Source organism: Mucilaginibacter sp. A5337, from assembly GCF_059690695.1.
The window spans coordinates 559,954-571,949 of sequence record NZ_JCAWEC010000002.1 but is presented as its reverse complement, the minus strand read 5'-3'; the positions used below and the strand labels follow the sequence as shown (position 1 = coordinate 571,949).

Annotated in this window: 8 protein-coding genes; 3 read left to right on the top strand and 5 right to left on the bottom strand. The window is 41.9% G+C overall.

The features are described 5' to 3' along the window. Position 1 precedes the first annotated feature (1 nt). On the bottom strand, positions 2-2,047 hold the full coding sequence (ppk1, locus tag AC59JO_RS07195; protein ID WP_413668027.1) for a polyphosphate kinase 1: 2,046 nt from the start codon (positions 2,045-2,047) through the stop codon (positions 2-4). 193 nt (positions 2,048-2,240) lie between these two features. Between ppk1 and AC59JO_RS07190 the strand changes: the two genes are divergently transcribed. Then, complete coding sequence (locus AC59JO_RS07190) at positions 2,241-2,732, top strand: YajQ family cyclic di-GMP-binding protein (RefSeq protein ID WP_091206519.1); 492 nt, start codon at positions 2,241-2,243, stop codon at positions 2,730-2,732. A 95-nt stretch (positions 2,733-2,827) separates the two neighbouring features. Here the strand turns inward: AC59JO_RS07190 and AC59JO_RS07185 are convergent, their stop codons facing one another. The 3 genes from AC59JO_RS07185 to AC59JO_RS07175 form a co-directional block, all read right to left on the bottom strand. Beyond that, a complete protein-coding gene (locus AC59JO_RS07185; RefSeq protein ID WP_413668026.1) occupies positions 2,828-3,181 on the bottom strand; it encodes a HopJ type III effector protein in 354 nt (117 codons plus the stop codon). A 188-nt stretch (positions 3,182-3,369) separates the two neighbouring features. Beyond that, complete coding sequence (locus AC59JO_RS07180) at positions 3,370-6,699, bottom strand: FlgD immunoglobulin-like domain containing protein (protein ID WP_497304399.1); 3,330 nt, start codon at positions 6,697-6,699, stop codon at positions 3,370-3,372. Positions 6,700-6,781: 82 nt separating this feature from the next. Beyond that, on the bottom strand, positions 6,782-8,293 hold the full coding sequence (locus tag AC59JO_RS07175) for a lipase maturation factor family protein (RefSeq protein ID WP_497304397.1): 1,512 nt from the start codon (positions 8,291-8,293) through the stop codon (positions 6,782-6,784). A gap of 392 nt (positions 8,294-8,685) precedes the next feature. On the opposite strand from AC59JO_RS07175, the gene AC59JO_RS07170 reads away from it, so the two are divergent. Together AC59JO_RS07170 and AC59JO_RS07165 are read left to right on the top strand one after the other, a co-directional pair. After that, entirely contained in the window at positions 8,686-9,102 is a 417-nt protein-coding gene (locus tag AC59JO_RS07170) for a DUF1003 domain-containing protein (RefSeq protein WP_413668023.1), read from the top strand. A gap of 95 nt (positions 9,103-9,197) precedes the next feature. Further along, positions 9,198-10,175 (top strand): 3-keto-disaccharide hydrolase, encoded by a 978-nt coding sequence (locus tag AC59JO_RS07165; protein ID WP_497304395.1) that lies wholly within the window; start codon positions 9,198-9,200, stop codon positions 10,173-10,175. 376 nt (positions 10,176-10,551) lie between these two features. On the opposite strand, the gene AC59JO_RS07160 is transcribed toward AC59JO_RS07165, so the two are convergent. After that, a complete protein-coding gene (locus AC59JO_RS07160) occupies positions 10,552-11,994 on the bottom strand; it encodes a rubredoxin (protein ID WP_497304393.1) in 1,443 nt (480 codons plus the stop codon). Positions 11,995-11,996: the final 2 nt, after the last annotated feature.

Genomic DNA, 11,996 nt, shown 5'->3' with positions numbered 1-11,996 from the left:
GTTATTTTGTTTTACTTTTTAAATAATTATATATCTCTATCTGCGCACGGTGACTTTCGGGCGAGTTTGTTTTATGATATTTGTTAGTGTTTTGGCTGTTGATTTCGCGGGCTTTGGTATTATCCTCAAGCTGGATATCAATAATATCCCTTATCTCCTGCTGTAATTTTTCATCGTAAATCGGGAAGCCAACCTCAACTCGGTTATCAATATTACGGGTCATGAAATCGGCCGATGTAAGGTAGATGAGCTCCTTACCACCATTGCAATAAATATGTACGCGGGCATGTTCAAGGTACTTATCTACAATACTAATCACCTCAATATTTTCGCTGTAGCCCTTCACCCCTGCTATTAAACAGCACATCCCCCTGATGATCATCTTGATCTTTACCCCGGCATTGCTGGCCTGGTAAAGTTTATTGATCATCTCCTCATCAGCAAGACTGTTCATTTTCAGGATCATGTATGCCTGTTTACCAGCCTTTGCATTTTTGATCTCATTGTCAATCAACCTGTAAATTGCAGGCCTCGAATCAATTGGCGATACAATAAGGCTTTTTAGCCCCTTGGCCAGTTGCCCCCTGTTAATAGCTTTAAAAACATTCACTAGATCATCAGTGATCTTTTTGTTAGCTGTAAGCAAGGTATGATCTGCGTAGATTTGCGCGGTTTTTTCGTTGAAGTTTCCTGTCGAAAGACAGGCATAATAAGCCAGCTTCCCTTTTTCGGTACGGCTTACCAAGCAAATTTTTGAGTGTACTTTATAACCCGGAACACCATAAAGTACGGTTACCCCTTCCTCTTCAAGCCTGTTACTCCAGTGGATATTATTTTGCTCGTCAAAGCGGGCACGCAACTCCACCAAACAGTTTACTTTTTTGCCGTTTTTTGCAGCATTGATCAGCGCGTGAATAACCCTTGAATTTTCGGCTAAGCGATATACAGAAATACTGATCTCTTTTACTTTCGGGTCGATAGCAGCCTCACGTAAAAAGTGAATTACATAGTCATATGACTGATATGGTGTACTTACCAGGTAATCCTTTTTTGCAATCAGGTCGATCAGGCTTTTTCCAAACGAAAGGTCAGCTACCGGTAACGGCACATATTTGCTGTATTCTAACTCGGGACCGCCAACGTTAGGGAACGAGATAAAATTTTTAAAATTATGATACCTGTTACCCGGAATAAGGCTTTCACCATGAAGGCCCATTTTATTTACCAGATACTTCAGCATGTCCATAGGCATGTCCGAATCATACAGCAGGCGCATCGGTTTACCCTTTTTACGCTTTTGAAGGCTCTTAGCAAGCGAATCGACAAACTTTTCGCTCACTTCTTTGTCCAAATCAAGCTCCGCATCGCGGGTAAGCTGAATGGAATATGCCTCGATGCTGTCGTGTTCAAAAATGAAAAAGATATCCTCCAGGCTGTACCTGATAATATCATCAAGCAGGATAATAAACTTCAGGTTATTGGTATCGGGTAGCTTTACGAAACGCGAAAGATTATCCGGAAACTCGATAAGGGCAAACCTTGTTTTTTTATTGGTAGTAAGCTTTACAAAAAAGTAAACAGCCCTGTCCCTAAGCTCGGGCAGCGGTAAAGTATCATTGAGCATGATAGGCACCAATGTAGCAAGCAACTTCTCCCTGAAATAATTTTTAACGAAGGTACCGCGGGTTACGTTAAGCTGTTTATCATTCAGGATAAAGATCTTTTCTTCGGCAAGCTGCTTAACAATAATATTTTCGTAAAGGTTATTGAACTTACGTTCCTGCCTTACCACGATATTTTTGATCTGGTTAAGTACCTTTTTAGGGTTATAACCAAGTATTTCTTTCGATTTTTCGTTCAGGGCTGCCAAACGGCTCAGTGTGGCTACCCTTACCCTGTAAAATTCATCAAGATTAGACGAAAATATGGCTAAAAAACGGATCCTGTCAATCAGCGGGACTGTTGGGTCGGCTGCTTCCTGCAAAACCCGATCGTTAAAATATAACCAACTTATTTCTCTGTTAATTAAGGGAACCTGTTTATCCATAAGAATTTCTTGCTTTACAGCCAGATGTTACAAATCTGCTTATTTATTTGTTAACTTAATATTAACTCATGAGGAATTAACCTGTTTTCGTTCACCATTATTTATTGCAGAAGTTAAACAATTTGTTGCAATATTGCGCCGTATGTTAACAATACATTAGTTTTGCAAATCATTTATAACCAATACACTACTTATGCCAACATTTGATATAGTTAGTAAGATAGACGGGCAAACGCTTGATAACGCGATAAATACCGCCAAAAAAGAGATTCTGAACCGTTACGACTTTAACGATTCAAAAAGCACTATCGACCTGGATAAAAAAACAAACCAGGTTACCATAGTTACTGAAAACGATATGCGCCTTAAAGCCATACAGGACAGCATCATCAGCCGAATGGTGAAACAGCATCTTGACCCCAAAGCACTTGATTTTGGCAAGGAGCAATATGCTTCGGGCAACATGATCCGCAAGGAAATTAAGATCAGGGAAGGTATTGATAAGGAAGCCGCCAAAAAGATCGTAAAGAAAATTAAAGACAGTGGCCTTAAGGTACAGGCTTCAATTATGGATGACCAGGTACGTGTGCAAGGCAAAAAGATAGATGACCTGCAGGCAGTTATCAGCCTTTGCCGTGCCGAAGATTTTGGGCAACCGCTGCAATACATCAATATGAGAGATTAAAATATCCGAGGCTAATACCAACCCCGGGTATCGCTTAGGGAGGTATCTTAATAAAGATACCTCCTTTTTATAAACTCAATACTTAGCCTTTCCGGTTAAACCTGCCCCAATTTAGATACAAGCGCCTCTCCTTCAAACGCAATCCCAGCCCAGCCATGAGCCATAAACTGCCGGATATTTTGATGATCTGTACCAGCGGGCGTTGCCAAAACTGCCCTGTAGTGTTCAGCAAATAAATAAAGCGTATCCGCTGCAGTCAGGTTCTTGATTTTCGCAAACGCAAACACACGGGCGCTGCCCTGGTTCTGTGTGGCTTCGTTATAAAAATCGCCGTTTTTAAATGCCGTTGGCTGATGCAGATAATGATCTGCTATAAATTCAATTACTTCATTAAATGTTACGGCACCTTCTTTTAAGGCTATAAGTAATGCTGATAGTTGTTCTTTCATTAAGAGAATATTTTTTGCGAAAATAAATTTAAAAGCCGTTATCAGCACAGGAAACAACAACCTTTCTTTTTATGCATAAGGAATCGCAAAGTATTGTTCCGTGCAAGCAATTCATCGTGGAACAGGGAAAAAAGACGAGAATGAAAAAGGTTGTCCCAATCAAGAGATAGAATAGCGTACACCCCATTCTATTTCTTCTCAAACTTCCATGCATTCAAACCCAAAGTATACCCCCCTTTTTTACTGAGTGATGAGCATACCAGGCGCATAGATGAGGGACTTTTAATATCTGCCTGCTTATCAAAGATTTGGATTCCTATAAATTTATTATTGTTGAAAGCAGCAAGTAATTGGCCATTACTCATCTTAACAGTGATCGGCGGCCAGTAATCTTCCAGTTTTTTAACCTTGTCATATTTTAGCTTGTAAATAGCTGTCTCATTTATCAATAAGCTCACATCACCGCGATAATACGCGGAGTGTAAAAACACGCGTGTTATCACTCTTTGTGCTTTATCCAACACCTCCAGGTAAACCCCGTTGTTTTCATCAAAGCTATTGCCTGCGCCAACGTTAACACAATTTTGAGTAAAGTTAACAATGCCCGATAATGTCCATGATTCAAGATTCGGCTGATTACCAAGGTCCCGGCTTAAAACAGCCTGTTTGTTTTGCTGCCGAAAATCGATATAAATATCCGGGTTGGTTTTGCGATAGCTTTTGATATTGGTGTGCACATTCCACCATTGTGTGTATTTATTTGTGCTATCATCAAGAGCCGGTTGTCGCTTCCAGCCATAGCGGCCATTTTCGAGGGTGCTGTTATACGGGAGGTCGGCCATCAGTTGAATGGTAGATGAAGCGCCGGATGATTTTAAACTATAAAGCTGTGCGTCAGGAATTACCTGTTCGGGCTGACTTGTGCTTTTCCAATAAAGTTGTACTGAATTTTTGTTATCAACGCCGGCAGGGCATTCTAAACGTACTGGATATCGTATGCCTTTGTTCAATTCTATTGAAGTGCCTTTCTGGGGGATTATCAATTTCCCATCCACCCACAGCCTGCAACCGGCTATATTATCGCCTTTTAAAAAAAAATCATATCGCTCTGAATATGATGGTTCTGCAAAACCATTATAACTACGCGCCGAGCCCGAAGCCGTCAATATAATTTTAGTTGATAAACCATGCGTATTAATAGCTAAACTGATAGGGATAATCTGCTCTTTTATACTTGATAACCCGCTTATTTTCCACCGGTGCACGCCGCCATGCATGCTTTCATCATTATGATACAGATAAATATCGCCATTGGGCAATTTCACCAATGATGCGGCAAAGCAGTTGCCCGCCATTTCGGCGGCGGCTTCAACGCTCCCGGCTTCAGGACCGGCAACACCAAACTGGCCAATAAATAAACCGTCATCATAAACCTCTGTCCATTTGTTCACCTCGCTGTTTTTCCAAAACTCGCCATGATAGCCCCAAAAAATACTGCGTCCGCTTGCCATGGCAATGCAGCCCGGGTAATTGGTATGGTTACCAATATCAAAAGTCCCGTCCGAGGGAAACAGTCCCCAGTATTCTTTTGTAGTGCTCATTGCTGTGCGCCAAAGCCATTTGTCACCGCCAACTTTTATTCCTCCAAGGTGCCAGCAATTGGCAGTAGTACCATCAAATAATGCAATAACTCCTGAAGAAGTAATCTCACCTGATTTCAACAAGGTATTGTTGCCATGATAGCCCGGATCCGTCAATTCGGCGGGTTGGGTTTGGGCTATAGTGTTTTGCGGCCCCCATACAGGGTCGCCCTCCGGCGTAAATTTTAAAAGCTCTTTTTTGGTAAAAACGGTTGGCACTCCAGCCCTGAATGTTGAAACCTTATAAAGCGAGCCATCGGGATATAATTGTGTATTATCCATAGGGATATCAACCCCGGTTATTCGCAACGGTCCTGTTTTGGGTAATTCAACAAGTTTCCAGCTAAAAAATGACCTGATCCTGTGTGCCAATAAAGCATAGGTTTTACCATTACTCAAGGTAGCTACTCCCCGCAGTCTGTTATATTTATCATCATATTCGGCAGGTAGATTATAGCCCCAGTTACGTACCAGTTGCCACGAACCATTATTAGCGCCGAGCGGTTTACTATAATCTACCTTAAATTCAAGGTAATCAGAAAACACGCGCGACGGATCATTGGCATCAACAAACGAGCTGTATGATGTTTGAAGGTACATGATCCTGTTAATAAATTTTCTATCTCCGGTAAAATGCTGCGCCCTTGAGTTACCGGCATCTTCCACCCAAAAACTCCCATCGGGCTGAAAGGCAATAAAAGTACCGGGCCCTTTGGTTTCATAGAAATAGAACTTATCGTTACGCACATTAGGATCGGTTGCATAGCCACCGGCAGTGCCATACGTCCACAAAGGCGAACCTTTATCAACATCAAATGCTTTTAGCTGCTGACTGTCCCCACCATCAGCCACTATGAGTGTTTTACCGCTTGGACTTATAGCCAATGCCTGCGGCTCGGTTAGTCCCGCCGGTGTAACATTTGAGGGATTTAATTGTCCGTTGGCCTCAACGGTAAATTTTTCTGCAATGCGCTTACCATTTTTTGAATAGATAAGCCAAACATGGCCTTTATCATCGGCGGTTATATTTAATGGGGTATCAAACGATTGCTTTTGAACCAGTGCGCCAGTCGTTTTATCAAGTACATGTAACTCGTTTAAATTTTTATGCGACACAAACAAATACCTGCCATATTTTTGTACAGCAAGTCCCGAGATTTCTGATCTTTCATTATTTACAACATCGACCACGCTTTTATACTTGCGGCCATATTTTGTTATTGCAGGCTGGCCGTTGGGAAAACTACTTTCAAAATCATTGGCTACCTTAGTACCAAATACCATCCAGTTGTTAACAACACCTGCATCATTCCCTGCCCAGTAAACGTTTATGCCATCGGTAGCAACGTATTTAACCGACAACCCCTTGCCCAGTATTACCGTTTTCTTTTGAGGACTATGAATATTGAATTTAAAGGTGCTGCTGCTTTGCTCATTATACCCAACCGCAAAATATGCATTATTACCATTAATGGCCATCCCATACATCCGCTCAATAGCGTGATGAACTGATGGCCCGCTAAGAGAATCAGATGAATTACCGATCACGCCCTCCCATTTATATTTTACGTTGTTTGACAGTACTTTAACCACATAGCTTCCATTTGTAGCAAGGCGACCTTCATCATCAATGCCATCCCACGTAAACTGATGACTACCTGCGTTATAGATTACACCACTCCAAAGCGTGCGTATTAATGTTCCGTCTTTTGAGTATACTCCTGCACTGGTTTTAGCTCTGCTATCGAGTTTAAAAGTAAATCCCGTTCCATCCTGAGCCAATACGCACTGCATGGGCGCAAAATAGACCCCAATGAATAATACAATAGCTGTGACGCAGGTTCCGGCCCTTTTTATAAACTGATTGATTATTATCATTAAATGGCTCTGTTATAATACCATGTGTACTACAAAGCTATCTTAATATCGTTTGTGGAAATGTACTTTATTAGTGACAATACTATTTTATCCATCCCTGGCCTTTCAGATATGCAACAAATTGAGGGTTTTGAACAGAAAGTACCGGCAGCCATAGTCCTAATCTCTCCCGTTCCCAGTAAGGGCCTGCACCATGCCGGGGCCGGGCAAAACGGTAACGATAAATCACAGCACGAATATAACGGGGCGGTTCTCCGGGAAATGGATTGTTCGCAAATAAACCAACTACACCTGGATCATTATGCAGCAATTTCCAGGCGAGGTGATACGTCCATGGATACTGATCGGCGGTGGACATAGCGGCAAACCACATTTGCCAATCCAGTCGCAATTGATACGGCGCTACCTGGTGCGGTGCCTGATCAGGAGCTACAGGCAAACCTTTATAAGGATAGGTTTGCCAATTTGCACTATCGGGATTAAAATCCCGTGTACCTTCAAAAACCACGTTGTAACGCTCCTGCCCCACACTGCCAAATGCGCCGTAAGTATTTACGAGTTCTAAAGGATCAAATGAGGTATTCATAATTTGTTTGGGCGACAGGAGATTTAGCGCGGGCTGGAAGCTAAGCAAACCCACAATGCAGGTCACTACCAACGCTGTATACTGCATGGGCTGCGAAACTTCTGCCTCTTCCTCAGCTTTCATGGCTTTGCGCATAATAACTCTCGGCAAAAGCCTGGCCCAAAAACCATCATCCATGCAAGCCAGTGCAGGTACAATTGTCAGCCAGTTCAGGAAAGAGAGGTTACCGCTCAGAATGATTGCAAATTGAAGCAAAACAATAATGATACCGGCAACATGCCTGAATACCCGCGGACCGAAAACGAACCAGGGGGCCAACAGTTCGGCCAGCCAGTTGAACCAGACACCCAACCGTAAAAGCACACGCGGTAAAAAGTGGAACCAACGGCTAAACGGCCCTGGTATCGGCTGGGTTTCAAAATAATAATAAAGCGCAGTTCCTTTTCGCCACACCTCATCGCCTCTGTATTTGATCATCCCGGCACCAAACATGATCCGGAAGATGAGCCAGCGAAACAGGATAATGATGAGCAAAGGCGGCGGGCGTTTAGGAAAAGGCCGCATATCCAGCAAGGGGCACAAAAATATCGCAAGAAAACCGGTTTCTGTTAGTTGGATATCCCAGCCGTAGCCATACCAGTCCTGCCCAACATGTACAAGGGAAAGATATAATATCCATAGTATACCCATTGAAAGCGCATTTGCATAACCGGCCACCACAATTAACGATAAAATAAAACCCGTCCATGAAGCCAGCAGTAATGCCGTATCTGAATGCCAGAACCAAAACAGCGAAGGCAACCGAAAGAAAGCTGCGCTCTTTGAGCCCAATGCAATGCTAATCTGTTGCAGGTATTTATCTACCGGCAACAACCCATGCGAACCGACCAATGGCAACACCTGATTTATGGCTACCAGAAAAGCCACCGCATAAACCAAGCCGAGCAGACGCAGGATCACAAAACGTGTGAGCCAATACTGAGGTGTATGTTCTTGGCTATCTAACATAATGATATGTGTTTAAAGTTACAGAGATTTGAAGATTAAGGGGAGAAATATTTGATTACTAACAATAATGCCGATAAAAATGCAAGTCTATTCATTGCCGTTGACTTCAGTCAACGGCAATGAATAGACTTGCCGGGCTTTAGCCCAACCATTCATGCGGCATTTTTGGCTAAAGCCGTTTGCCGTCCATTCATTATTCCGTTGACTAAAGTCAACGGCAATGAAAATACTATTGACTCTCTAAATATTATGATTATTCTAAAATAGTGCCTTAACAGGCAGAAAGGTTAAAGCAAAATGAAAACGTATTACCCACAGTATGTACAGCCCAGCAAAATCGGTCATGACAATTAATTTTATATATTTATTATGTAAATCTTAATTATTAAAAAATGGCAAACAACAAAAAAAACTGGTATCAAAGACATATCGATTCCATGAACTTTGGTCAGCGATTGGCTGATTCGGTAGCAGCAGGCATGGGGTCCTGGAGGTTCATTATTATTCAAACCATAATCGTTGCATTATGGATGGCGCTAAACGTAGTAGCTTTTGTTGGCCACTGGGACCCCTACCCTTATATTTTATTAAACCTGTTGTTTTCGACCCAGGCCGCATATGCCGCCCCCATTATCATGATGGCCCAAAATCGCCAGAATGAACGCGATCGTGCCCAGGCAAACGAGGATTTCCGGACTAATGTGGAGGCAAAAAAAGAAATTGAAGAATTACAACTGCGCTTAAATGCTATTGAGGTAGATAAGCTCGACAAAATCTTAGCATTGCTCGAAAAAATAGATAAAAAATAATAGCAAAAGGGCACAACGCAACCACCGGTTGCACAGAAATCAAAAAATCACCCGTTTAATTAAATATTGAATGTTAGTTTGTAGATTTAAAAATTATGAGAAACCAAACTACCAATAAAAAGAACCTAATCCGCAGGTTTATCCGCGTACAACTCATTGCGGGATTACTGCTTTTAATAATTTCAGGAGTTAAAGCTCAACAAGTAAAAGACCCTGCGGTTATCGGGCGCTGGGATATTACAATTGATAAAGGCGGCAAAAGCCTGCCCTCATGGCTGGAAGTTCAAAAATCAGGTACACACACGCTGATCGGTCGTTTTACCTACGCTTTTGGTAGCGCGCGCCCTATATCAGAGGTTAAGCCACATGACGGTAAATACAGCTTTTCCATTCCGCCACAATGGGAAGAAGGAAATCGCAATATGGATTTTGAATTTGAGCTTAAAGGCGAAGAACTAACCGGGACTATGGTATATACAGATGGGGTTACCTACCATTTCACCGGAGTTAGAGCTCCGTTAATGACAAGGGCAAAGGCACCGGTTTGGGGCAAGCCTGTTAAACTGTTTAACGGTAAAGATACCAAAGGCTGGCATACCGACGGAAAAAACCAATGGGTAGTTGAATCGGGCATTTTGAGAAGCAAGCACTCGGGTGCAAACCTTATTACCGATCAAAAATTCAGCGACTTTAAATTACATATCGAATTTCGTTATCAAAAAGGCAGTAACAGTGGTGTTTACCTCAGAGGGCGCTATGAAGTACAGGTAATTGACACGAAAACCGGCGAACCAGAACCTATCAATAACCAGTTCAGTGCTATTTATGGTTTCCTGCCACCTAACAAAATGATGGCAAAAGACGCCGGAGAATGGCAGTCATACGATATTACCCTGGTAGGACGCTTAGTTACTATAGTAGCCAATGGCACTATGGTGATATGCCGGCAGGAGATCCCGGGTATTACCGGTGGGGCTATCGATAGCAAAGAAGGCGAACCTGGGCCTCTCTTGATTCAGGGGGATCATGGACCTATAGATTACAGGAACATTATCATTACTCCGGCAAAATAAATTAATAAAATCGTTATACGGAGATTTCAGGTAAAAAACCTCTCTAAGTCTCTCCTTTTGGAAGAGATTTAGAGAGGCTTTTTTTTCAGGCGATATCATAGATTTATCAGCCTCATTTTTGTTTTCAGATACCTAAGCGATATATAGTTTCCATTTAATTAACTTTATTAACAAAATGGGGGTTAACAGGGTTAACACAATTCAGGGTTAACATTTGCTTAAATTTCTTATAATCAAGTAATTAAGTGAATTTTATAGCGAAAATGTGTTAACCCCTCTTGATATAAATATTATCACTTAAATTCAAATTCATAGGTAACACAAGACCCAGGATGGTCAATTTAATTTATGATAAAGCCGCTTTGGACGAGGTTAATTAAGCAACCTGATATATCAGCTCTGCAAAGTTTTCTTTTCCGGCGCCACAGGTAGGGCATTCGTAATCGCCTAAGTTTTCAAAAGGCACCCCTGGCTCTATTTCATTAAATATATCCCCATACAACTCGTCATAAATGGTGAAGCAGCTTTTACATTGATGAACAGTTTTTTGAACAGACGATTTAATTTCATTGCTGGCTTTACTCACCTGTAATGGCGATTGATTATTGATTTGCTGTTCATAAAACAAATCGCAAAGTGCTATCAGGTGCCTGCTTAAATCTGCTTTTGTAACGCCCTGTTTATAGATCACAAACTCGCGGGTATTGTGGTTAAAGTCACGGGTATGCACAATTTCAAATTCATCAGGTATTCGCGCACGAATCATCACCGAACCATAAATACCTGATTTAGGAGATCGCTTAATAGCAAAGCTAAGGCCATAAGTCCGCAAATCTGCTTCCTCAAATTCACTAACCAATTGCTGCTTAAGCTCAAGGCAGGGGCTGCAAAGGTCTTCAACCTGCCAGTTGAGTTCGTTTGAAGCGTGCCTGATGTTTACCCGGTATTTATTAAGCAAATTACCCCATAATGGCCTGTGTTTCGCCTCAATGTTTTTGATGAGCAAAGATTTCCATGGGCTGATGTACAATTGCCCTACCCTGGTTTGCATACACAGGTTACAGATCTCCTTCAAAAACTCAATATCAAAAAGTTCATGACGCCTATAAATGCCCAACCAATATTTATTCCCTTGCTTGTTAAAACCTTCGTAATAAGGCAACTGAAACTCCGGGATAACCAAAGGCTGATCAATTTCCTGAATTACAAACTGGTAACCGGCAGCAACTAATTGATAAAGCTCATCCGGATTAATTTCAACCTGATCGTAAAACAGCTTTTTGTTGGCAAATATCACCTGCTGTATTGCTTTGCCCATAGCAGGAATATCATCCGAATAAACCAGCACAGGCCAGCAATACAGGATATTGGTTTTTGGAAACCTGATATACAGGTACCAGTAATTACTCACTGGCGAAGAGATAAAATTAAGGTTGCCCGTAAAAAATGGAGCAAAGGTCTGGCTACTGTCAACCAGGTTTATTTTTAGCTGGGGCTGATAATCAAACAAATCGAAGATATCTTTATAAACCCCTTCTTTGAGCCAGTTTTCCTGGTTAAATATACCATCGGCTATGTATGAGCTGGTAATGTTGGGATAAATGTCTTCATTAATTTCATGGTCGATACCGGCGCCTAACATATCAAACTCCAGATCCTCCAATTGAGCTTCTTCAACTTCAAAATAAAGCTGCTGCCGGTTTCCGAAGCGCACCTGTTTAGCACCTGCATTTTGCGCAATAATGAGCATCTCGTAAAAATCACCGGCAGATGCTACACCTCCCGGAAGATTAATCTTAATCAGTTGCTTATTCTCCATAA

Excerpts from the sequence above, each read along its gene's own strand:
- ppk1 (WP_413668027.1), bottom strand. The coding sequence starts at position 2,047 with ATGGATAAACAGGTTCCCTTAATTAACAGAGAAATAAGTTGGTTATAT.
- AC59JO_RS07175 (WP_497304397.1), bottom strand. The coding sequence starts at position 8,293 with ATGTTAGATAGCCAAGAACATACACCTCAGTATTGGCTCACACGTTTT.
- AC59JO_RS07160 (WP_497304393.1), bottom strand. The coding sequence starts at position 11,994 with ATGGAGAATAAGCAACTGATTAAGATTAATCTTCCGGGAGGTGTAGCA.
- AC59JO_RS07180 (WP_497304399.1), bottom strand. The coding sequence starts at position 6,699 with ATGATAATAATCAATCAGTTTATAAAAAGGGCCGGAACCTGCGTCACA.
- AC59JO_RS07170 (WP_413668023.1), top strand. The coding sequence starts at position 8,686 with ATGGCAAACAACAAAAAAAACTGGTATCAAAGACATATCGATTCCATG.
- AC59JO_RS07190 (WP_091206519.1), top strand. The coding sequence starts at position 2,241 with ATGCCAACATTTGATATAGTTAGTAAGATAGACGGGCAAACGCTTGAT.
- AC59JO_RS07165 (WP_497304395.1), top strand. The coding sequence starts at position 9,198 with ATGAGAAACCAAACTACCAATAAAAAGAACCTAATCCGCAGGTTTATC.
- AC59JO_RS07185 (WP_413668026.1), bottom strand. The coding sequence starts at position 3,181 with ATGAAAGAACAACTATCAGCATTACTTATAGCCTTAAAAGAAGGTGCC.